The 23036-nt window shown below is 65.3% G+C and carries 14 protein-coding genes and 1 riboswitch; all 14 genes read right to left on the reverse strand.

All coding sequences use genetic code 11. The features are described from left to right. Nucleotides 1-10 precede the first annotated feature (10 nt). Nucleotides 11-1651 (reverse strand): HD domain-containing phosphohydrolase, encoded by a 1641-nt coding sequence (locus KRR55_RS09460; RefSeq protein ID WP_336245081.1) that lies wholly within the window; start codon nt 1649-1651, stop codon nt 11-13. A 4-nt stretch (nt 1652-1655) separates the two neighbouring features. Next, nucleotides 1656-2381 (reverse strand): hypothetical protein, encoded by a 726-nt coding sequence (locus KRR55_RS09465; protein ID WP_336245082.1) that lies wholly within the window; start codon nt 2379-2381, stop codon nt 1656-1658. Nucleotides 2382-2465: 84 nt separating this feature from the next. After that, the gene (locus KRR55_RS09470; RefSeq protein ID WP_217388839.1) at nt 2466-3134 is read right to left on the reverse strand and encodes a DNA alkylation repair protein; all 669 of its coding nucleotides are present in this window, start codon (nt 3132-3134) and stop codon (nt 2466-2468) included. A 77-nt stretch (nt 3135-3211) separates the two neighbouring features. Next, nucleotides 3212-4615, reverse strand: coding sequence for a DUF1990 family protein (locus tag KRR55_RS09475; protein ID WP_217388840.1), 1404 nt, complete (start codon nt 4613-4615; stop codon nt 3212-3214). A gap of 8 nt (nt 4616-4623) precedes the next feature. Further along, complete coding sequence (locus KRR55_RS09480; RefSeq protein WP_217388841.1) at nt 4624-4947, reverse strand: putative quinol monooxygenase; 324 nt, start codon at nt 4945-4947, stop codon at nt 4624-4626. 26 nt (nt 4948-4973) lie between these two features. Beyond that, complete coding sequence (locus tag KRR55_RS09485) at nt 4974-5369, reverse strand: MmcQ/YjbR family DNA-binding protein (protein WP_217388842.1); 396 nt, start codon at nt 5367-5369, stop codon at nt 4974-4976. 141 nt (nt 5370-5510) lie between these two features. Further along, nucleotides 5511-13802 carry a DUF7927 domain-containing protein gene (locus KRR55_RS09490; RefSeq protein ID WP_217388843.1) on the reverse strand — a complete coding sequence of 2764 codons (8292 nt, stop codon included), beginning with the start codon at nt 13800-13802 and terminating at the stop codon, nt 5511-5513. A 344-nt stretch (nt 13803-14146) separates the two neighbouring features. After that, on the reverse strand, nt 14147-14575 hold the full coding sequence (locus KRR55_RS09495) for a CoA-binding protein (protein ID WP_217388844.1): 429 nt from the start codon (nt 14573-14575) through the stop codon (nt 14147-14149). 132 nt (nt 14576-14707) lie between these two features. Next, nucleotides 14708-16126, reverse strand: a complete 1419-nt coding sequence (locus KRR55_RS09500; protein WP_217388845.1) for an NtaA/DmoA family FMN-dependent monooxygenase — start codon at nt 16124-16126, stop codon at nt 14708-14710. Further along, nucleotides 16127-17362, reverse strand: a complete 1236-nt coding sequence (locus KRR55_RS09505; RefSeq protein WP_217388846.1) for an acyl-CoA dehydrogenase family protein — start codon at nt 17360-17362, stop codon at nt 16127-16129. A gap of 46 nt (nt 17363-17408) precedes the next feature. Next, nucleotides 17409-19046 (reverse strand): dipeptide ABC transporter ATP-binding protein, encoded by a 1638-nt coding sequence (locus KRR55_RS09510; RefSeq protein ID WP_217388847.1) that lies wholly within the window; start codon nt 19044-19046, stop codon nt 17409-17411. A 13-nt stretch (nt 19047-19059) separates the two neighbouring features. Next, nucleotides 19060-19968 (reverse strand): ABC transporter permease, encoded by a 909-nt coding sequence (locus KRR55_RS09515; RefSeq protein WP_217388848.1) that lies wholly within the window; start codon nt 19966-19968, stop codon nt 19060-19062. Between the two features lie 20 nt (nt 19969-19988). Then, a complete protein-coding gene (locus tag KRR55_RS09520; protein ID WP_217388849.1) occupies nt 19989-20948 on the reverse strand; it encodes an ABC transporter permease in 960 nt (319 codons plus the stop codon). Nucleotides 20949-20955: 7 nt separating this feature from the next. Beyond that, nucleotides 20956-22614: an ABC transporter substrate-binding protein gene (locus KRR55_RS09525; protein ID WP_217388850.1), complete on the reverse strand. Its 1659-nt coding sequence runs from the start codon at nt 22612-22614 to the stop codon at nt 20956-20958. A 106-nt stretch (nt 22615-22720) separates the two neighbouring features. Continuing rightward, nucleotides 22721-22815: riboswitch (SAM riboswitch) on the reverse strand. Between the last annotated feature and the right edge of the window lie 221 nt (nt 22816-23036).

The following is a 23036-nucleotide window of genomic DNA, read 5'->3' on the forward strand; positions in this document are numbered from 1 at the left end:
CGCGGTGGTTTCACCGCGGGGCCTTGCCTTGTCCGCGGTCCCACAACCCGTGCTCGAGCGCGAAGAGCGTGGCCGACACGCGATTTGATGCCCCGATCTTCAGGTAGATGTGTTCAACATGGTTGCGCGCGGTCTTCGGGGCGATGACCAGCGCCGCGGCAATCTGCCGGTTGTCCATGCCGCGGCAGAGCAGGCGCAACACCTCGATTTCCCGACCGGTCAGACCCTCCGGGCCGGCGGAGCGCCGCCGGCGTGCCAATGGCGTGCCGGCGGCGGCGAGCACCGCATCAACGGCCGACGCATCGAGCCTGCCTGCCGCGGCCTCGGAGCGGAGCCGCTCACCTGCCGCCCGCGGGCCCAACGCCTCCCGGTGCGGCCGCGGCTCGAGGTAGGTCTGATGGGCCTCGGCGGCGGCGAGCAGGCGCTGGGCCGGATCCAGCTCCGCCCCGGTCCTCCCCTGCGGGTAGCCCGAGCCGTCGAGCCGTTCCCGGTGGGCGCCGGCAACCTCTGCCACCCGGCGCATGCCGGGCACCCGCGCCAGGATCCGTTCGGTGAGGAACGGGTACATGGCCAGGTGCTCCAGGTCCACCGCCGAGAGCGGACCCGGCTTGTCCCACACCGCGTTGGACACCCCCATCCGGCCCAGGTCGTGGACCCAGCCGGCTCGGCGCAGCACCACGGTCTCCGCCGGGCCCAGGCCAAGGCGGCCGGCGGCCCCGGCGGCGAGCGTGGCCACCGCCCGCGAGTGCCCCGTCGTCCACGGGGATTTCAGGTCGGCAAAATCTCCCATGGCCTCCAGCACTGAATCGAGCCCGGCGACATCCAGCGGCGCATCGGCCGGGGCGGAGGCCAGCACGGCGGGCCAGGGATCGGAGAGCATCAGGCCCCGGGACAGTTCCGGGGCCCGTGCGCAAAAGAGATCGGCGATCTCCGGGTCGAATTGGGTGCCGCGGCGGGCGGCAACCATGGCCACCGCCGCGTCGATGCCGCCGGTGCGCAGGAAGACCTCGGCCGCGTCGGCGAGCTGCGCGATGCGCATCTCCAGCGGGATCTGCGCCCCGGATCTCCCCGCGGGAAGGCCCAGGCCGTCCCAGCGCTCAAAGGTGTGCGCGAGGATCGAGGGCAGGTTCCCGTCCAGCCCCACCCGCGCCGCCAGCTGGCCGGCCGAGGTGCAGTGCGAGGCAATGAGGTCCCTGACCGCGGTCTTCGCCCCGATCGCGAACCGCGCACGATCCAATGCCCGCTGCGCGCCGGCATGTCGGGAACCGGTGTGGCGCAGCATCAGCGAGAGCATGGGCAGGCCGTGTGCATCGATGAGGTAGTAGTCGGAACGGAAGGCGATGTCGTCCTCGAAGAGCGCGGCAAGTTCGAAGGAATCCGCGTGGCAGCCGATCCAGGCCAAAAGGTTCGCGTGGTAGATGCGCTCGCGCGTGCTCTTGTCGACGCCGAGCAGTTCCGCGATCCGCAAGCCCAGCAGCGTCGCGCGCATCATGTGTTCCATGGGCTGGCCGAGCCCCAGGTCGATGGCCAGTGAGAGTGCGGCGAGCAGTTCGCTGCGGCGCGGGGCTCCTGCCCCGGCCCGCGGGCCCGAACCCGCGGACCCCGGGCCCGCGGGAATCCGGTCGAAGCCGCGCGCGCCCTGATCCGCCACGCCTTCATTCTACGGCCGCAACCCGCACCGGTGCCGTAGAGGGGAAGACGAGACTGGTGTCGGCCACGAACACGCCGCGCTGCGGCAGCCAGGCGTCGGCGAGATGCTCCTGGACCGGGAGCGGCCGCGGGACCCCGGCGTCTACCCCGTCAATGGTGGCGACCGACGCGCGGACCATCCACACCCGCATCGGGCGTGCACGGAAGGACTGCCCGTTGGGCACTCTCCCGGCCAGTCCTAGCCTCCCGGCGCGCAACACCGGTCCCATGGCCCTGCCCATGGCACCGAGCAGTCCATCGCTGCGCCACAGCGCGTCGGGCATGGCACCGGCCACCGCCCCGAGCAGCTTCGTGGCCGGGGTGGAGGCCAGCTCCAGCTGCCAGTCCAGCACCCCGGGAACCGAAACCTCCAGGCTTGCGGGCCCCGTCCAGCGGGCGGATACCGGTGCGAGCACCGCCTCGTCCACGGCCGCCCCAAAGAATCGAGCGCAACTGGTCTCCGGCGAGACGTCGGCGTAAATGCTCCACGTCCCGCCCGGCCGGCGCAGCCACACCGACCGGTAGCCGGGCCCGAACGAACTGTGCGGGAAGCGCCGGTAGGCCAGATAGTGCCCGCTGCTGAAGGGCAGGCCCATGAGCGCATAACCCGCCAGGCGTTCGGCATCACCCGGCGGCAGCGTCGCGTGGGTTTCGGCGAGGTGCGCGTAGTGCTGCGGTGTTTTGTCTTTCACGGCGGTCTCCTTGGTCTGCTTTCCACAGCCTATGAACCCCGCGTCCGCGGCGCATGGGGCCACTGCCCCATGTTTTGCGCGCGCTCAGCCTTCCTTGCGGCGAACCATCTCGTTGATCCAGGCCGGCGCGAAGGGCGAGGTGCAGTTCGGCGGCGTCGGGTAGTCCTTGAGCACCTCGAGGCGTTCGCCGATCTGAAGCGCCCGGGCACGGAGCGCGGGATGCTCGATCCCGATCGTGGCCAGGGCCTGGTTCATGGCCCACTGCAGCCGTTCCGGGGCGTCCTTCATCTGCGCCTCGATGACATCCAGCAGCCCCGGCAGGTCAAGGCCCCCGGGCTTCTTCGCGATCCGCTCGCTGGTCAGCGCCCAGCCGGCGCTTGCCACCACGGGATCGGCGTCGGCCATCCAGGCCGTGCGCAGCTCCTCGGCGTGGGGGCTCTTCTTCACCACGTAGTTCACGAGCCAGTCGTGGACCTTCGGGGCGCCTGCCTCGCGCAGCATGGTGTCCAGCGTCTCGCGGCCGAAGGCCCTGGGCCGGCAGATGAGCAGCGCCAGCAGCCGCGCCGCCGTCTCATCGGTTGCCCAGAGTTCCACGGCCAGCTCCTGCTGGGTTTTCAGCCGCTTGGCCACGGCCCGCAGCTTGGACAGGTTCACCCCGTGGTCGTCGCCGCGCTTCTCGTTCACCGCGCGCATCTTCGGGTCCTCGAGCGCCGCCAGCTCGGCCAGCAGCCCGTCCACCGTCGTTTCCGACATCCCAACCTCCAGCTGTTCGTGTGTGTGGCTTCCAGTCTACGAAAGTTGATCCGCCAGACGCGTCCGGGCCGGCTTGCTCAGTTGCCGCCGGCGAGCCTCCGGGCCGCCGCCACGTAGCGGTCCGTGACCATCGACTGGGCGGCCGCCGTCACCGGGGATCCCAGGCGGTAGATCCCCGGCGAGGGCCGCGAGACTGCCTTGAGCTCCAGGCACACCGCGCCGTCGGGCTCCAGCACCGCGGCGAAGGACTCCTCGCCCGTCTCCGGGTGCCCGGCCAGGGTGCCGTAGGCGAATCCGCGCCGGGTCTCGGACTCGATCAGCCGCACGACGCGGCAGGGAGCCTCGATGCGCACCGGCCCGAAGCCGGCGCCGAGCCGGACGCGGCTGGCCGGCTGGACGGACGGGGTGTCGGCGCGCACGCGCAGCCCCGCGCCCTCGTGCAGCTTCCAGGACATGATCCCCGCGGCCAGCGCATCGAAGGCCGCCGCGCCCTGCCCCACGCGCTCGCGCACTTGAAGCGTCCGGTAGCCGGCGGGTGCCGGGACGGAGTCGGTGATGCCGGGATCCGGATAGCTCAGGTCATTGAGAACGCCGAGGCGGAAAAGCCTGCGGCGTGCCGCCAGTTCCGCAGGGCCATGCTTGGCCAGCGCCAGGCCCGCCATCCCGAGCGCCGCCTTTCCGCCGAGGCGGGCCGGCAGTTGCACCGGTCCCACGGACGGCCGCCGGAGCCCCAGCATCCGCAGGTGGTTTTCGGGCAGGGTGGCAACCACCGCGGCGAAGAGCAACTTGTAGCCGGGCAGCACGGCGGGATCCAGCGGCGGGCTCTTCAGGAAGGAGACGACCTGCTCGACCCTGGGCCCGCCGGCCAGTTCGCCGCGGTCCTCGTATCCGGCAATCGCCTCGCGCAGTTCGGCTTCGCTGCGCGGCGGGTTGGCCACGCCCATGAGTTCACCTGCCTTGGCCCACTCGCGCACATAGGCGTCGGCGCCCTGCGGAACGGGGCCGGAAAAGATCTCGTGGCTGCGCAGGAAGGCGTCGGCGAAGGCCAGATGCACCCAGGCCGCGAGGCTGGGGTCGTTGGCCGCGTACTCGCGTTCCTCCCCGGTGCCGGCGGTGTACCTGCCGGTGACGGGTTCGTGACGGCGGGCCACCCAGGCGCAGGCGGCATCGGCCGCAACGGTGTCGCCATAGGTGAGGGTGAAGATCCACCGGATGGTGCCGGCAAGCCGGGCCAGCGGATCGCTTTGGTAGTTCGAGTGTTCGGCCACCCCTGCCAGCGCCCCCGGGTGGAGGGCCTGGGTGAGCAGCGCCCGGATTCCGGCGGCGATCGGGCTCATCCCGCCGTGCACCACCCAGACCGCGGAGTCGTGCGGGAAGTATCCCGCATCGTCCCCGCGGTCCAGTTCGCGTTCCCACACCGGATCGTAGTGTTCCTGGGCGGAGAAGGTCTGCTGCAGCTTGCGCCTCAGTGGTTCGAACAAGGCGGGAGCTAGCCGATCTGCAATTCGCCCATTTCGCCCCAGGAGTCGCCCTCGACCTTGCGCGAGACGATCTTCGGGGTGGCGACCAGGGCAGGGCGCATGGCTTCGAGTCCGGCCTTGAAGTGCGCGGAGTTCACGTGGGTGCCGGCCGCCTCATCGTCCAGGAACGCCTCGACGAGGACGAACTCGCTGGCATCCTCGACGCTGCGGGACCAGTCGAACCAGAGGTTCCCGGGCTCCTTGCGGGTGGCTTCGGTGAACGGGGTCACCAAATCCATGAATTGGTCGGTGTAGTCGGGCTTGGTCTGGAATTTTACGACGATGAAGTACATGCTTCCGAGCCTACCCAACCGCCGGATTAGCCGCGACCGACCAGGCCCTTCCAGTTGAGAACCTCACGTTCCCCGCGCGGCAGCGAGGCGACGACCAGGTCGTAGGAATCCTCGATCATCGCCAGCATGGTTTCGGCATCCAGACCCGGCACCACGGTGTTCCAGTGCTTTTTATTCATGTGGTAACCAGGGGTGATCTGCGCGTTGGCTGCGCGCAACTGCTCGGCGAGCGCCGGATCGCACTTGAGGTTCAGGTTGATCGTCCCGCCCCGGTGCATCAGCAGCCCGAACATCTTGGCACGGTTGCGGTCCCTGCCCGCGACCTTGAACACCGCTGCGTCCTCGCCGAAGGGGAAGTCCTCGAAGGCACCGGGCATCGAGAGCAGCATCGAGCGCCATGATTCGTATTCCACGCTGCCCATCCTAAGCCCGGCGGGCAGAAAAAATGGCCGGTCCCGCCCGCTGGGGGGTATGGCAAGACCGGCCGGTCCATGGGGGTTCGCGGCCGGCCACTCTCCCCCAAGTAGCGAGCGGCCGACCGCGAACGTCATTGTTTCCTGTGGTTAGTTCCCCTCGCCCTTGCGGCGGCGCGCCACTGCCACGAATGCCGCGCCGAGGAGCATGAGCAGGGCCCCGGATCCCAGGACCCACAGGGTGGAGTCGGGGGCGCCGGTGTCGGCCAGCGTCGCCACCGGCCTGCGCGGTGGCAGCACGGCTGCAGGCCGGACCGGGACGGGGGTCTGGATGACCTGCACCGGGTTCCGTGGCGAGGGGTTGGACTGCTTGACCAGTACCGGAGTCCGGTGCGTGGTCTTCGATTCCGGGACGTCCCCGCTGCCGGTGGCCACGTTCACCAGGACCGCGTCCCAGGCCCCGTCGTTCACGGTGACGGAGTAGGAAAGCGTCTTGGCCTCCCCGACGGCCAGGTCCCCGACGGTCCAGAGAAGCCGGCTGCCCTCGAGGGCGAACTCGCCGCCACTGGCCTTCAGGCTGCCTTCGTTCAGGGTTGCCGCCTGCTGCCAGCCGGCCATCTGGTCGGTGACCACAGCCCCGGTGTACACGAACTCGCCGGTGTTGCGCACCGTGAGGGTGTAGGTGATGGTGTCACCGGGCCAGACCACGGCGCCGCTGGCCGGATCGGCGGTCTTCACCAGCGAGTAGCTGCGCGGGTTCTTCACCGGTTCCACGCAGTCCCGGGAATGGCTGGTCTTGCCGTTGGCGCTCAGCGTGGCCTCGTTCAGGAAGCCGCCGTCGGCGTTCCCCTCCGCGGACGGGCAGCTGTCCGCGGCCGATCCGATCACGCCGTCCCGCAGGGTCGCGAGAACATGCACCCGGTAGGTGTGGGAGTCGCGGGCCTCCAGGGTGCGGTCCGCGGCGAGCACCGTGCCCGGTTCGCTGCCGGGGTCCGCCCAGCTGCCCCTCTCATCCGTGCCGTCCATGCTCCAATCGGCGCCGGTGGCGGTGAGCCCCTCGCCGAAGCGCAGCGTGTCGGTGAGGTCGTAGCGGGTTGCCACGTCCGAGGTGTTGTTCACGACGACCGTGTAGTTCACGTCCCAGCTGCCGTCCGCGTTCTCCACGGCGCTTTCGGCGGTCTTGACGACGTTGCTGCCCGGTGCCGGGATCTCCAGGCATGCCTGCCCGGTGGCGGATTCGTTGCCGGAACCCACTTCGCCGGCGTTCAACAGGCCGTGCCCGTCCTCGCCGCAGGTGCGGTCCGCGTCGGTGATGGCGGAGGCGAGGCGGAGATTGAGCACCACCGTGAAGGTGTGGACTTCGCCGGCCTCCAGCACCTGGCCGGCGACCACCACGTCATCTGCGGGGTCCGCGCCGCTCCAGCCCGCATTGACCGCCACGTCCGCGGAGCCGGCCGTGCGCTCGTTGACGAGCACGCCGTCCGCGAAGGCCGGAGTGTCGGAGAGCGTATAGAAAACGTCCTGCCCGTGCGTGCCCGGATTGCTGACGGTGAGCTTGTAGCTCGCGTCCCAGGTGCCGTCCCAGTTCCCGTCTGCGTCCTCATGCTGGATGAGGTCAACGGCCTGCTTGTCGAACGTCGGGGCGACCGGTGCGGCACAGGCCGCGACCTCGCTGTCCCGGCCGTTGGCGGTGAGGGTCGCCGTGTTCAGGAACCCGGTGCCGTCCTCGCCCTCGGCGAGCTCGCAGTCCCCTGCCGCGGACCCGATGACCCCGGTGGCCACGTTTGCGGTGGCGCTGACCAGGTAGGTGTGGGTCTCCTTCGCGTCGATCGGCGCGTTGGTGGCCAGGACCTCGGTGTGGTTCGTTGTCTCCAGGTCCCATGCATCGCCGTCACCGGCCTCCGGGCCGGTCCACGAGGCGTCGGCGACCTCGATGCCGCCGCCGAAGGACAAGGTGTCGCTCAACGAGTAGCGGCCCTGGAATGCGTCGTCGTTGGTTACCTCCAGCTTGTAGGTGATCTCCCAGCTGCCGTCCGCATTCTGCCGGGTGCCGGTGACGGTCTTGGCGACCGTCGGGGCGCCGACCCTCACACAGACCTCGACCGATGCACTTGCATCGTCGGTCGCAACGCTGGTTGCCGTGTTCTCATGTGTGGTGCAGGTGCCGTCCAGGGCATCCGGGTTCGGGTTCCGGTAGATCACCTGGTAGGTGAACTCGGTGGGCACCGAATCGGCGTTCCAGTCGGCGGTGCCCAGCTTCACGGGCTGCGGAACCGTTGCGGCCTTGTCGTCGAAGACCTCAAGGTCGGCATTCGCGGAACCCACCTGCTCGTAGAGCACCTCGGCCGAGGCCGTGGCGGAGGCGTCCCCGCCCTGGACGGTTGCCCAGGTGGCGGTGACGGTGTGCTCGCCCGCATGGTCCCCGTTTTCCGGGGTCCCGGTGCAGGTGTATGCAAGGGTCACGGTGTTGGCCGTGCCGTTGGCGCCGGCGGGCACCAGGACCTGGAACCCGTCGCTGTCCGGGTCGGCGTCTGTGGCATCGATGGCGCACGTGACGCCGGCAATGTCGACCCCGCCGGTGAGCGTGGCGGTGATGTCGCCGCCGGCAAACCGGTTGGGGTTGCCCAGCGTGATCGTGCCGGCCACCTGGTGGTTTGAATCCACGTAGCCGTTGGGCGTCGCGGTGACCGTGTAGTCGAACGTCGCCGTTGAGTCCAGGCCGATGTCGGCCCCGGCGCGGTCAACGTCCTTGTCCAGCTTCCACAGGTATTCGCGGTCGAAGGTGGCTTCGGCGGGGTCGGAAACCTCCAGTCCCGCCTTGGCGCACACTTCCACGTCCGCCGTGGCGGTGTTGTCGGCCTCGTCGGTCCCCGTGGTTTCCCCCAGGACCGCGCTGTTGGTGTATGTGGTGCAGGTGCCCGCCCGACCCGCCAGCTCCACCTGGTAGGTGAATTCCTGCGGCGGCTGGCCCGCGGTTGCCGTTCCCAGCTCGTGGACCGAGCCGGGTGCCGTCTTGTCGTCGAGCACCGTCACTTCCCCGTCGATGTCCTTGGCCCGGTCCCGGGTGAACAGGACGTCGGCGACGAACTCGGCGCTGCGGTCCTTGCCGTCCGCGCCACTCCAGGTGACGAGGGCGGTGTTGGTGTGGCCTTCGTAGTCGTCCTCGGTGAGCGGCTCGGCCAGCACGCAGTCGTAGCCGACCGTGGCCTTGCCGCTGGTCACGATGCCGTCAACGACGGTTGCCGCCGGGACCACGACGTCCGTGCCCCCGCCGGCCACGGTGCAGGTGGCGCCGGGAACGGTGGTGGCATCGGCGATGCCGACGCTCAGCTCGCCCTGCCGGTTCGGGTTGAACACGTCGATCGATCCGGACATCGTCCAGTCCTGGTCTTCGTGTCCCCCCTGCGTCGCGGTGACCCTGTAGTTGGCGGTCGCCTTGCCGTTTTCATCGACGGTGAACTTGGCCTGGTCCACCGTCTTGTCGAGGTTCCAGTCGTAGTCGCGGGTGAATGCGGCTTCGACGGTCTTGACCACGGTCAGGCCCTTTTCAACGCACACCTCGATATCGGCGGATGATTCGTTGCCCGCGGGGTGGTTCGCGTCGCCGTCGATCACGGCGGTGTTGGTGAAGGTGGTGCACTTGCCTGCGGCAGCCTCCCAGTCGACGTCGTAGCTGAAGGTCTTTGGCGACTCGTCCAACGTCACCGTCCCCAAAACATGCCCGTTCCCCGTGTACCTGTCATCGGTCACCGTGATGTGGGTGTCGGTTTCCGTGGCCATCTTGAAATCGGCGGCAACCGGGCCGCTCGAGGCACTGCGGCCTTCACCCCAGGTGGCCGTTGCGGTGTTCGTGATGGCGCCGGTGTAGTCGGACTCGTCCACTCCCGCCGCAACGTCACAGCCGTAGCTGAGCTCCAACGTGTCGCCCGCGGCGATCTCTACGGCCTTGCCGTCCGCAATGGTGCACAGCACGCCGTCAAGGTCCAGGGTGTCCTCGACGTTGGCCGTGATGGAACCGAAGTCGTTGGGGTTGTGCACGGCGATGGTTCCACCGAGCTGCCAACCCGAATCCGTGTGCCCGATCTTGGTGGCGGCCACCTTGTAGCCCGCCGTGACCTTTCCGTCGCCGTCGACATTGAAGGAGGCATTGTCGGCGACTTTCTCGATCGTCCAGTCGTAGTCGCGGTCGAAGCTCGCGGTGACGTCCTGGGTGACCTCCAGGTCCTGCTCAACACAGAGAGTGACCTTCCGGCTGGCCGAATCCAGGGTCGCCTGGTTCCAACCGTCTTCGGTGACAATCGCCGTATTCGTGTACTCCGCGCATGCTCCGGGGGTTCCCGTGTACATCAGGTCGTAGGTGAACTCCGTCGGGTCCTTTTCCTCGTTCCATGCTGCTTGGCCCAACAGCTCCGGGTATTCCGTCTCGAAGACCTTGTCATCAAAGACCAAGACGTTTTTGTCGTACTCGGTGTCCAGCACGTACTCGACCTCGACCGAGGCCGTGGCGGTCCGGTTGGTGCCGGCGGCGTCCTTCCACGTGGCATCAACGGAGTTGGTGCCCGTGTAGGTTGCCGGGACACCGGTGCATTCGTAGTCCAGGACCACGCTGCCCGGGTTGCCGCCGGTGCCCGCAGGCACCCGGACCTGGAGGCCTGCCTTGTTCGGGTCGATGTCCGTGGCCCGGATCTCACAGCTCAACCCGGCGATGTCCACCGTGTCGGTGAGGGTTGCGGTGATCGCCCCGGCCTCGAATTGGTTGGGGTTCGTCAAAGTGATCTTGCCGTCCAAGGTTTCGCCAAAGTCCTCAAAGCCGTTTGGCACTGCCGTGACGGTGTAGTTGAAGACGGCCTGCCCCTCCGGTGCAACCGTCTGCTCCGTCCTGTCGACGTCCTTCGTGGCGTTCCACTTGTACAGGCGGTCGAAGGAAGCGTTGGCCGTCTTGGAAACCTGCAGCCCGGCCTGGTCGCAGACCGTGACGGTGGCTTCGGCAGACGGATTCGTCCCGTCGCCACCGAGTTCGACCCAGGCCTTGTTGGTGAATGGGGTGCATTCGCCAAGCGTTGCCGCATGGGTGATCTCGTCCTTGAACGTCTTGGACCAGGTGGCCCAGTCGCCGTTCGGGATGTCGGACCACGAAACCGTGCCCAGGTTCCTGGGCGTTGAATCCGGATCGATCAACTGGTCGAGGACCTCGACCGTTTCGTCCGTGGCTCCCTTGAGCCCGAAGGCGATGTCGACAGGTTGGCTGCTGGCCTGGCCACCGTTCCAGGTGATGGTTGCGGTGTTCTTTTGGCCGGTGTAGTTGGCCTCGGTCACTGAACCGGCATCGCAGTTGTAGGCGACCTTCTTCTTGCCATTGACCCAAACTTCTCCGGACACGGTGGCCTGCGGAACGAGGACCTGGACGCCGTCGGCATCCGGGTTGGTATCGGCCGTTTGATCCACGGTGCAGGCAACGTCCGCGAGCGTGGTGGTGTCCCCCACGGTGACCTCGACGTCGCCACCGAACGTGTTCGGGTTGGTCACGGTGATCTCGCCGTTCAGCGTCTTGGCATCATCCTTGTACCCCTTGCTGGTGGCGGTGATGTCGTAGTCGACCACGGCCGTGTGGTCGGCCCCGGTGTTGAGCGTGTCGGGACCGACCGCCGTCTTGGCAATGTCCCAGAGGTAGGTGCGGTCGTATCCCGCATCGACGGTCTTGTTGACACTGAGACCGGCCGGGCGGCACGCCTTGATGGTGGCTTTGTCCGAGACGGCGAAGTCATGGGCGCCGGCCGCGGTTGCGGTGTTGGTGAACGGCACGCATTTGCCGGCAGAGGTTTCCGGAACGGTCCACTTGGCCGTGTAATCGCGGGTCTGTGCGCCCATCCCTTCGGTCCACGTGATGGTCCATGCCGGATCGAAGGCGTGGTGGTCATCCTTCACTGTCACCACGTTGTTCAGGGGCGTCTGCGTCCAGGTGCCCATGGTCACCTCGGCGGTCCCCGTGGATTCCGCTTGGGCTGTGGAGGCCTTCACGGCGTCCCACGTGGCCTTGGCGGTGTTGATGCCCTCGTAGCTTGGGAGGGATTCGAAGGTACAACTGTAGGCGAACGCCTGAACCGAGTCCCTGGGGATGACTGCCTGGAACCCTTCGGTGTTCGGATCTGCGTCGCCTGCGGGATTCGTCCCCGCCGCACCGGTCACGGTGCATACGGCGCCGCCTCCGACATCCACGGTGTCGCTCAGGGTGGCGGTGATGTCCTGCCATTTGTTCGGGTTCCTCACCGTCATGTCTCCCGACATGGCCCAGGCACTGTCCGCCGGGTCCTTCGGCTTGACCGTTACCTTGTAGTCAACGAGGACGTCTCCGTTGGCATCGGTGGTGTACGGGCCGGCACCATTCACCGGAGTCTTGTCGATCTCCCACAGGTAGGAGCGGTTGAAGCTCGCGACAACGTTCTTGGTGACGACCAGGTCCGCGCCGAGGCAGACATCGACGGTGGCGGTATCGCTTGCCGTTCCGCCGTCGCTCTCGGTGTATTTTGCCGTGTTGTCATAGGTCGTGCATTCGCCCGCAATGCCGGGCCAGGCAATGGCGTAGTCAAACGTCCTTGGCGCCTGCCCGGCCACGACGACGTTGCCGCCGGGCAGCGTGGCGAGGTTGAACTTGCTGTCGGTGACGGTCACCGATTCATCTGTCACCGTGGGCTGCACGCCCGCGAAGGTGAAGGCCTTGGTGGCGCCGGCGCTGCCATCGGTCCCGTAGTAGGAGGCTGCGTTCCACGTCGCGGTGACGGTGTTGGTTCCCGTGGAGGCCTCGGTGGTTCCGGCCGGCATCTCGCAGGTGTATTTATACGTCGTGGTTCCGGCAGGGACCGAGACGGGGCCCGTTACTGCAGTGCCCGCGGAGGTTTCGATGGCACAGACGGCCCCGGGGATGCTGGCGGCCAGCGTCACTCCACCGATGGCGCTGTCGTTTCCGTTCACCGCTGTCATGACACCGTCAACGGCGAAGTTGCTGTCCTGCGGGGCGCTGGCATCGACCAGCACGCTGTAGTTGACGGCGACGTTACCGGTGGACGATGTGACGGTGGCGGGCTGGCCAGCGGCCAGGTTCTTCTCGATGCTCCAGTCGTAGTCGCGGTCGAACGTGGCCGCTGCGGTCGTGGTGACTTCGAGGTCCTTGTATGTCGTCTTGCCGTTGGTGAAGGTGCAAGTGACCTGGGCGTTGTCGGCCAGCATGAAAGACGCGTTGCGTGCCGAGGTGTCGATCGACGGTGTGACACCGGTACAGGCCAGGTTTGTGAGGTTCCATCCCGCCGGAAGTGCGTTCTCGGAAACTGTTACCCCGCCCGGTGCGACCGTGTAGGTCAGGCGGTCTGCAAGGTCCGCGCCGGCGTTGGATCCGGCGCTGTCATCCAACTGGAAATTCACGGAATCTTCGGTCGTGCCGGATCTCAGTGTGAAGTCGAAGTCGGTGCCGTCTGCCGGGGTGGCGTCCTTGATGATGGTCACGGAACCGGCCTGGACGTCGCTCGCCGAGACCTGGTTCGCACGGTTCCCCGCGGTCGCGCAATTCAACGACACCAAGGTCACGTGATATGAGGATCCGCTGATGGCGGAGGCTCCCGCGCCCGGCCCATGGTCCAGTTCGGAGGCTACATGGACACTGAAGTAGAGGGTTACGGAGGAGGCCGTCGCATCAAACGTGAGCTTGACGGTGTCCTCGCGGTCACTGCCCGATCCCTCGATCACCTCGGTCTTGGTGATCGTTCCGCCTGTCATTGAGTACTGGTCGATGAAGTCATAGGCCCATTTGCCGGCAGTGCGCACCCGGTAGTTGAAGACGAATTCGTTCTCGCCCGGCTGCATGTTGCCCATCTGCACACGTTGGTCAACATAGCCGCCCTCGTAGATGCCCGAGGAAAGGTTGCCGTTGGCGAAGGAGGCGTCGCCGGCCCGCTGCATAAACGAGTCGACCTTGCCCTTGCCGATGTTCGTGTCGCAAACGCCTGCCACCGCCGCAACGACGGGCTCGTCCTTGGCCACGGCAGAATTCGGCTCACTTGCCGACGCTTCCGCTGGTTCCCCGGTGGTTTTCTCTTCGGACTTCGTAGGGGCTTCGGCACTCGGGGTCGCCGGCTTCCTTGAATCATTCGACTTGCTCGTCGACGGAGCTTCTGACGTGGGGGCCGCCGACTCCTGTGCCGCTTCAAGCTCTTCGTCCTCGGACGGTTCGGTGCCCTGGAGAGGTGCTTCGGCGGCCACTTCTTCCGGAGTTGCGGTCTTCGCCTTCGCCGTGTTCGATCCGGCGCTCGCTTCGCTGCCCTCAACAGCATCCAGCAGCGCCTGCTCCACACCGGTGTCTTTGTTGTCCGACGGTGATGCCGCGGCGGGATTGAATCCACCGCCGCTAAACATCATCGTCGCGACGAGCGCTGTCGTCGCGCTGGCAGCCACGCTTGAACGGACAATTCCGTTCCTCCAAATGGCTTCCAAAAAGGAGTTTCGGCGCGCAAAGCGACGACCTCTTAATTGATTCCGTGCAGCATTAACCCCAATTTTGCCGAACACTTTAGCTACCCCAATTACCCCAAGGGGGCACGGCAACCACGCAATAAGCGCTGTTTACGAATCGGTCCCACCCGATCCGTCAGTTCAGTTCAAACCCCAAGTTCGAACCACCCCCAGCAATTATTGGGGCCCCAGCACCCAATTTGTATTGCTTGTAATGCGGTCAGTTTAGCCACAGGTCGTGAACCGCGTCCATACCGGACGGTGAAATAGTTTTGGGCGTTCAGCGTCTACCGGTAGGGGTACTCAATTTTCGGACAGGTGTCCATGACGACATCAAGCCCGGCGTCCTTGGCCCGTCTGGCTGCAGCCTCGTCGATGACACCGAGTTGCAGCCAGACGGCGTCAGCACCGACGGCAATGGCCTGGTCGACAATGTCACCGACTTTTTGCGAATTCACAAAACAGTCCACGACGTTGATGTGTCCGGGGATTTCGGCCAGGAGCTTGTACCCGTCGTTGCCCAGGACGCTTTCGCCACTCAGGGACACCGGAACGATCTCCATGCCCAGTTGGTTCTGGAGGAACCGTGAGACCCCTGGTGCCACGCGGCCGGGATTGTTGGTCAGTCCCACCACTGCCCACCGTCCAGGGGTTTGCAGGAGCCGGCGAATCACTGCCGGGTCGTTCACGTGCCGCTGGCCATGTTCGGAGCTCATACCCACACGCTACCGCCACAATCCGGGGCTTGTCCCGAAAACCGCGTTGGCTGAGCAACGACCCGGGGAGTCGAGGCATCATTTGACCCTTCGACTCCCCTACACGTCGGTGCCGACCTGTGGCCGGCCAATCTAGAGTGCGCGCTCCAGCGCTTCCTCGGTGTTGGCCGCCGAGTACTCCGTGAAGGCCCCGCGGAAGCGCGCCGCCGGGTGGGTCTCTTCGAGACGGGCTCCTCGTCCGAACACCTTTTCGCGCAGGGACCCCGGGGCATATTCGGTCTGCGCAAGCCCGCGGGCGCGCAACTCGGGCAGGATTCCGTCGATGAAGTCCGTGTAGGAGCCCGGCAGGACCTGGTTCATGATGTTGAGTCCATCCATTCCGGCGTCCTGCCAGCGCTCGATCTCGTCAACGATCTGCTCGGGGGTTCCCACGATCTGCTGGGCCTTGGCACGGTAGCGGGCCAGGTCGCCGATGGTTGGCTTCCCTCCGGGCACCGATGCGATGGCCGCTTCGAGGACGCCACGTGCGCCTTCCGTCTGGACGTCGCCCAAGGGCGTGTCCAGGTCCAGTCCGCCCAGATCGATCCCGATCCCGCCACCGATGTGGGCGATGATCGCATCCAGGTCCAGATACTCGTCGTAGTCGGCCTCCTTGGCCTTGGCTTCGGCCTCGGTGCTTCCCACGACAAATGACAGGCCTGCAAAGACCTTGACGTCTCCCTTGGCGCGTCCTGCGGCGGCCTCCAGCTCGCGGATCTTGCCCACCTGCTTGGCCACATACTCCGGGTGCGGAGCAAAAAGGAAAGTTGCCTCCGCATGTTCCGCGGCAAACTGGCGCCCGCGGGCGGACGATCCGGCCTGGAACAGGAACGGCGTGCGTTGCGGGCTCGGCAAGGCAAGGTGCGGGCCCTCGATGGAATACCGTTTTCCCTGGTGGTGGATCTTGTTGACCTTGGCAGGGTCGGCAAAGACGCCGGTTTCCTTGTTGGCCAGAACCGCGCCATCCTCCCAGGAACCTTCCCACAACTTGTACGTCGCCTCGACGTATTCCTCGGCCCAGTCATAGCGGTCGTCGTGGGCGGTCAGGCCGGCCGCACCAAAGTTTCGGTGCGAGTTCTCCAGGACGCTGGTCACGATGTTCCATGCGACGCGGCCGTTGGAAAGGTGGTCCAGCGTGGAGAGCTGGCGCGCAAACTGGAACGGAGCGGCCTGCACCACGGAACTGGTCATGGCCAGTCCGATGTCGCTGGTGGTTGCTGCAAGGGCCGAGAGCAGCACGAGCGGGTCGTGGGACGGAACCTGCATGCCCTTGCGGACCATCGAGGCCCAGCCGCCCTCGTGGTTGCCGTAAAGCCCCACGACGTCGGCAAAGAACAGGTTGTCGAACTTGGCGTCCTCAAGCTGCTTGGCCAGGTCGACCCACAGTTGCAGCTCATTGAAGCGGTGCTGCTGCGCTTTAGGGTGGCGCCATTGGCCACCCAGGATGTGGCTGGAGGTGTTCATCAGGAATGCGCTCAGCAGCAGGCGCGGACGAACGTCAAAAGTACCCATTTACTTGCTCTCCGATTTCGTGTCCGTGGCTTCACCGATCGAGTGCAATCCGGTGGGAATGGTGCCATTGATGTAGTAGTCGCCCACCGAACGGGCCTTGAAGGCGACCGGGTTGTGGGTCGCGACGGTGCGGGCGTTGCGCCAGTGCCGGTCAAGGGATTTTCCGCGTGAAACGGACGAGGCGCCGGTGACGTCGAAGAGTTCGCTGGTTGCATCCAGCACCAGCTTCGGGACCGTCACGTGGGCCTGCTGCACGGCAATTTCCGCGCGGATGAAGGCAGCGGTCGGGTCCAGGCCCAGGGACTGGTCCACCGCGGCATCCAGGTCGCGGGCGGCGGCAGTAACGATCGAATCCGCCGCGTAGACGGCCGCTGCGATGCGGCCGACCTTTTCCTGGATCAGCGGGTCGTTCCGGAAGAGTTCACCTGATCCGGTGTTGAAGGTTCGGGTGCGGGTGCGCACCAATTCGGCGGCGTCTGCCAGTGCCGCACGCCCGATCCCGGCCAGGACGCTCAGGAGGGCCATCTGGAAGAAGGCCGGCTCGAGGGTGGAGGAGACCTTGCGCTGGATGATGTCTTCGAACGGGACCACAACATCGTCGAAGATTGCGGTGCCGGTGCCGGTCAGCGGCTGGCCAAAGCCATCCCAGTCGTCAAGGATCCGTACCCGTGCGTCATCGGCGCGCACGATGGCGTACTGCCGGCCTTCGACGCCCTCGGTGCTGGCCATGACAACCACCCAGTCGGCGAAGATGGAGCCGGTTGTGTAGTATTTTTCCCCGTTCAGCAGCCACTGCCCGGATTCCTCGCGAAGCTTGGTGTTGGTGGTGCCCAACGCATTGCCGCCCCGTTCGGTGGCCGCGTTGCCGAAGATCTCGCCGGCGAGCACCCGCGGGAACCAACGGAGCTGGAATTCCTCCGGTTGCAGGGCGATGGTTTCGACAAAGGCGAAGTGGGAGCGGAGCAAGTGGCCGACGTTGGAATCCGCGGCGGAAAGTTCCACGATCAACCGGAAGAGATGTTCATGGCTGACCGGGTCCCCGCCATGCGCGGCCGGGACGCGCAGCGTGGTGAAGCCGGCTTCCTTGAGCCATTTCACGGGTTCGAAGGGCAGCACATGGTTGTTTTCCCGGTCCACGGTGCCTTCGGCGATCCGGCCGAACACCGGTGCAAAGCGTGCACTCAATTCCGCGTAACGGGCTTCTTCGGTTCGTTCCTGCACGTGCGTTGCACTCATTTTTCTTCCTTTGCATCCATGAGTTTCAAAAGTTTGTTGGCGGGATTTAGCGGTTTGCCATCTCGCGCAGCAACTGTCCGGGGTTCGAGTCCAAAAGCAATTTGGTGTACTCGCTGGAGGGGTTCCCGAAGACCTGTGAGGCCGGGCCCACTTCGACGAGCGTCCCCTGTCGCATGACTCCCACGTCGTGTGAAATGCGCTCGACGACGTGCAGGTCGTGGGAAATGAAGAGGTATGACAGCCCCTGGTTGACCTGGAGGTCTTCCAGCAGCGCCAGGATCTGCGCCTGGGTCAATACATCGAGTGCGGAAAGGGCCTCATCCAGCACCAACGTCTTGGCGCCGAGGGCCAAGGCCCTGGCGATTGCCACGCGTTGCCGTTGTCCTCCGGAAAGTTCCTTCGCGCCGAGGGAGGCCATGCGCGAGGGCAGGTTGACCGCGTCCAACAGCTCGGCCACCCTGATCTTGCGTTCGTTCCTTGACCCAACCTTGTAGTTCTCCAGCGGTTCGCTGATGATCCGGGACACCGAATAACGCGGATCCAGTGCCGAATCCGGGTTTTGGTACACCAATTGCAGGCTGCGCCAGAGGTCGCGCTTGCCGGCTCCGCGCACGTGGGTGACATCTTGTCCGTGGATCTTTACCGTCCCGGCGCTGGGCTCAAGCAGGCGCATGATCATGCGCGCGGTCGTGGATTTTCCGGAGCCGGACTCCCCGACCAATGAGAAAGTGGTTCCGGGGCGGACTGCGAAGGAAACGTTGTCCACCGCTGCTCGTTCAGCTTTTCCGTTGCCATAGATCTTTGTCAGGCCACGGACCTCAATGGCCGGCATCTCGATGGCGCCTTCAGGCCCGGTGGTTTGTGCGCCCTTGCCCGTGGCAGTGGCCTCGGTAAGCAGCATCTGGGTATAGGCATCTTCCGGGGCATGCAGGATTTCACGCACCGGGCGATCCTCGCGAATCCGGCCGTGCTGCATGACCACGATGCGGTCGGCGATGTCCGTGGCCACGGCCAAGTCATGGGTCACAAAAATGACTGCGGTTCCGAGTTCCCGGGCGAGCTTGGTAAATACCTCGAGCACCGTCTGTTGGACCGTGACATCCAATGCGGATGTTGGCTCATCGGCAATCAGCAGCTCGGGTTCCAGGGCAAAGGCTATGGCAATGAGCACCCGCTGCTTCAGCCCGCCCGAGAGCTCATGAGGGTACTGTCCCAGGCGCTGTTCCGGGCGATCGATCCCGACCAGTTCCAGCAGCCTGAGGACTTCCCGGCGCAACTCCGCCTTGGTGCGCTTGCGCCCTTGCGGGTGCAGGCGGAAAACCTCGGATACCTGGGACCCCACGGTCTTCACCGGATCGAGGGAGGCTCCGGGATCCTGCGGCACCATGCCGATGCGCCGTCCGCGGATGGCTTCCAGTTCCTTGGCCGAATGGTTCAGGAGGTTGTCGCCGGCAAGGTCGATCGTTCCGCCCAGGACCTTTGCCGATTCCGGCAGCAATCCGATGATGGCCTTTGCCAGCGTGGACTTGCCGGAGCCGGATTCGCCAACCAGTGCAACGATTTCGCCGGTCTTGAGCGCGATGTCGAGGTGGTCTGCGGCGATGACCGATTCATCGCCGGTGCCGTATTGAATGCTTAGCCCACGAATGTCCAGCAATGTGGGTGCCGAGTCGATGGTGCTCATGCTGTTCCCCTGACTAAAAACGGAAGATCTTGTGAAGCTGTCGGCCAAGACCGGCGAGCAGGATGACCACGACGACGATGACCACGCCCGGCAGGGTCGTGAGCCACCATGCCGAAGCGAGGTACTGCCGTCCCTCGGAAATGAGCAGACCCCATTCAGGGGTCGGAGGCGGAGAGCCGAATCCGAGGAAGCCGAGGCCCGAAATCGCGAGGATCGCCACGCCGAGGTCCACCGCCAGAAGGGCCAGAACGGGGCCGCAGGAGTTGGGCAGGATGTGCTTGAAAACGACAGACCAATACGTGCCGCCGTTCATGAAGGCGGCTTCCACGTAGTCCAGGCTGCGAACGCGCAGGACCTCGGAACGCACCACGCGTGCAAACGACGCAATGGAGGCGATGCCCACGCCGATTCCCAGGGAAATCGGACCGGGGGCAAATGCCGTGACGATGATCAGCGAGACCAGGAAGCCCGGGACAGCGAGCAAGACATCGATCAGGCGCATGGTGACGGCGTCGGCCGCCCGGCCTGCGGTTGCCGCCAGCAGCCCCAGCCCGGTCCCCGCGACGAGCCCGATCGTCACCGCCAGTCCCGCGGTCAACAGCGTTTGGCTGGTGCCGTGAACCACCCGGGCAAACACGTCGCGGCCCAAGTGGTCGGTGCCAAACCAGTGGGCGAACCCGGGCGCCTGGAATTTCTCGGCCGGGACGCCGCTAATGGGGTCCAGTCCGCTAAACAGCGAAGGGACCAACGCCCACCCCAGGACCATGATCAGTGGGGCGCAGGTCAGCCAGAATACGGGCGAACTAAGCGCTCCCGATTTCTTCTTGGAAGATGGCACGATCTCCACCGGCGCAAGAGTGCCGGCCGGGGCGGACTGCTGCACGGCAACCTTCGTCAACGGTTCCTCTAGCTTGATGCTCATGGATTCTTCTCCGTTCGTTCCTAGGCCACGAGTGCGCGCGGTGCCCCGTGCGTTCCACTCTTGAGGATCCGTGGATCCAATAGCGGGTAAAGCAGGTCAACAACCAGGTTCACGACAACGAAGGCCGTGGCGGTGATCAGCACGAGTCCCTGGACCAGCGCCACGTCCTGCGCGGTGACCGACTGAAGCACCACCTGGCCCAGGCCGGACCGGGCAAACACAGTCTCGGTGATGACCGAGCCGGCCAACAGCGTTCCCACGGTTATCCCGCTGATGGTCATGGCCGGTGCCGCAGCGTTTTTGAGGGTGTGGCGAAAGAAAATCCATGACGGCGAAGCGCCCTTGGCACGCAACACGTCCACGAATGGCTGGGCGTAAACGTTGTCCACACTCTTGAGCAGCACCTGGGCAATCGGGGCAGAGACGTGGACGGCCAGGACCAGGACGGGGACGGCAATCGAGGCGAACGAACCATCCGGGAAAAGCGACATGACGCCGAGTTGGATGGAGAGCAGCTGCAGGAGCACCAGGCCCAGCCAGAACACGGGAACTGCCGCGAAGAGCGGCGGCAGGTTGATGATGAGCCGCTTCAACCACGTCCGACGTGCCAACGTGGCCGAAGCGACCAGCAGAACCGCAAACACCACGGCAGTCACGAAGGCACTGGAAGCCAGCACCAAGGTCGACCCGGCCACCGCACCGATGCGTTCTGCAACGGGCTGGCCCGAGGCCAGCGAATATCCGAAATCACCCCGGAAGAGACCGGCCAATTGGCTGAAATACTGAATCAACAGCGGCTGGTCGTATCCGTATTGCGCCTTCATGGCCGCGATGGTTTCCGGATTGGCCGCAGCATCCGCTGACAGGAAGATCGTCACTGGGTCATTCGGGAGCAGCTGCACGGCCAGGAAGACCAGGGTGTAGGCAAGCCAAATGACCAGCAAAGCTTGTCCGATGCGTCGCGCGATGTAAGCGGCCATGGGGTTGCTACTTTCCGGTCTTCCAGGCGCCCTGGAAAATCGGGGCGGTGCCGGAGGTGAATTCCACGTGCGCATCCGAGTTGCCGCCGTAGACCTGGACTTCGTCCCAAAGGACCAGGGACAGGGCCTTTTCGCTGACCAGCTGGCGCTGTTCCTCGGCAACCAGTTCCTTGTGCTCCGCCTCGCTGGTGGCCGAACGTTCCTTGGCGAACAGCGCGTTGAGCTCGCTGTCGGCGTTCAGGGTCTGGGTGTTGTTTTCCGGGCCGAAGACCGGTCCCAGTCCGCCGTAGGCAAATTGGCGGGTTCCGAAGAACTCGATGTTGGGATCGATCATGGCCGTGGTCAGGAACGTGTTGTCGGCCGCACGGTTGATGAGCTTGACGCCGATTTCCCGCCATTGCTGCTCGATGAGTTCAAAGGCCGGTTTGATGACCACGGAGTTGTTGGAGCTGGTGATGGTGATTTCCAGCTTCTGCCCACCCTTTTCGCGTACTCCGTCGGCTCCGACAACCCAGCCTGCCTCGTCGAGCAACGCCTTGGATTTCTCCGGGTTGTAGCCCAGATCCGCGGACAGGTCGATGAACCCGGGGGCCGCGTGGTTCAGCACGGAGTCGGCGATGACGTAGCTGTCCGACAGCACCGTGTCCTTGATGGATTGGCGGTCGATGCCGACCTGGAGCGCCTGGCGCACCTTGGTGTCGGCGAGCTTGCCGCTGCCGATGCGCACTGCCGCCATGTTGGTGGTCAGGTCAATTCCCTTGGCCGGCAGCACCTGGTCGCCGCTGCCCGCGAGGGTTTGCTCGTCCACGGGCTGAAGTCCCCGGACCAGGTCGACCTGGCCGGTTTGGACCGCTCCGGCACGGTGCGCCACCTCGGGCAGGTACTTCACCACGAGCTTGTCCAGGTATGCGGCGCCCTGGTTTGCCGCTGATTCAGGCGCCCACTTGTAATCCGCGCGCTTGGCGAAGGTGACTTCTTCATCGGTCTTCTCGGATTCGAAGACGAACGGTCCGGAGCCGACGATGTTGGCGATGGCCGACTGGCCGGCATTGTCCAACGTCAAGGTTTCAGGGGAAACCAGGCCCGAGGTGACCGACGATGTGGCACGCAGGAAGTTGGCGTCGGGGGTCTTGAGCGTGACCTTGACCTGGTTTTTTCCTACGACCTCGGCGGACTTGAAGGCGGCGAAGTCGACGTTGGGTGCGATCTGTGCGCTCTTGATGCCCTTGCCCAGGGCGTCCAGGTTTTCCTTGACGGCCTTGGCATCGAGCGCCGTTCCGTCCGAGAAACTCACGCCGTCACGAATGGTGAAGGTGAACTCGGTCTGGTTCTTGTTGGCGGTGAAATCCGACGCTATCCAGCCAACGAGCTTTCCGGTTGCCGCGTCGAAATAGGTCAGTCGGTCCAACACGCTATTGAGCACATTGGCCTTCTCGTAGAAGCGTGCGGCCTGGGTCTGCCAGTTGTTGATCGGGGTTACTTCCGCATACACGAAGGTTCCGCCCTGGACGGGATCGTTGCTTACCGGGCCGGCTGCATTTCCCGCTGTTTGGGTTCCCGATCCGCAGGCGCTGAGTGCCAGCGTGGCCACGGAAAGCACGGTAAGGATCTTGACGCCGAGGCCGGCGCGAAGGCGTCGCTTCGCAGGTGGTTTGGTGTTGCCCATGATTCATTCCTTCTCGGTTCACCCGAGGAACGCCGCGACATGGCTAATCAGTCGAATACCTGTCCAAGACATGACAGCATTCGGCGGACCGCGCAGAGTTTGGCTATCTCCATCGGTCCTGGCGGTAGCACCGGATCCCCATGAGGGGAGTGGTTGCTGCGGCGTCAACGAGCCAGGTCTCTCAGCCGCTCTGGATGGTGTGCGTCCGTGGGGGCGCTTCCCGCCCTCGAACAATTCCAGTGTGTCGCAGAATCTTCGACAGAACCAACAGAATGCGGCTCACCATGAAACAAATCGACGTAGAGAGCTGCTCAGGTGTCGTTTTTGCTTCACGGAACGTCATAAGACTGAATGTGAAGCGCAAAAAATCCTGGCCTTGCTTCACCGGGGCGTCATGTTGATAATGTGCACAAATTCATGCC

Origin of the sequence: Paeniglutamicibacter quisquiliarum (assembly GCF_019084045.1) — a bacterium.
GTDB lineage: Bacteria > Actinomycetota > Actinomycetes > Actinomycetales > Micrococcaceae > Paeniglutamicibacter > Paeniglutamicibacter quisquiliarum.

Excerpts from the sequence above, each read along its gene's own strand:
- KRR55_RS09470 (WP_217388839.1), bottom strand. The coding sequence starts at position 3,134 with ATGTCGGAAACGACGGTGGACGGGCTGCTGGCCGAGCTGGCGGCGCTC.
- KRR55_RS09480 (WP_217388841.1), bottom strand. The coding sequence starts at position 4,947 with ATGTACTTCATCGTCGTAAAATTCCAGACCAAGCCCGACTACACCGAC.
- KRR55_RS09485 (WP_217388842.1), bottom strand. The coding sequence starts at position 5,369 with ATGGGCAGCGTGGAATACGAATCATGGCGCTCGATGCTGCTCTCGATG.
- KRR55_RS09495 (WP_217388844.1), bottom strand. The coding sequence starts at position 14,575 with ATGAGCTCCGAACATGGCCAGCGGCACGTGAACGACCCGGCAGTGATT.
- KRR55_RS09500 (WP_217388845.1), bottom strand. The coding sequence starts at position 16,126 with ATGGGTACTTTTGACGTTCGTCCGCGCCTGCTGCTGAGCGCATTCCTG.
- KRR55_RS09505 (WP_217388846.1), bottom strand. The coding sequence starts at position 17,362 with ATGAGTGCAACGCACGTGCAGGAACGAACCGAAGAAGCCCGTTACGCG.
- KRR55_RS09510 (WP_217388847.1), bottom strand. The coding sequence starts at position 19,046 with ATGAGCACCATCGACTCGGCACCCACATTGCTGGACATTCGTGGGCTA.
- KRR55_RS09515 (WP_217388848.1), bottom strand. The coding sequence starts at position 19,968 with ATGAGCATCAAGCTAGAGGAACCGTTGACGAAGGTTGCCGTGCAGCAG.
- KRR55_RS09520 (WP_217388849.1), bottom strand. The coding sequence starts at position 20,948 with ATGGCCGCTTACATCGCGCGACGCATCGGACAAGCTTTGCTGGTCATT.
- KRR55_RS09525 (WP_217388850.1), bottom strand. The coding sequence starts at position 22,614 with ATGGGCAACACCAAACCACCTGCGAAGCGACGCCTTCGCGCCGGCCTC.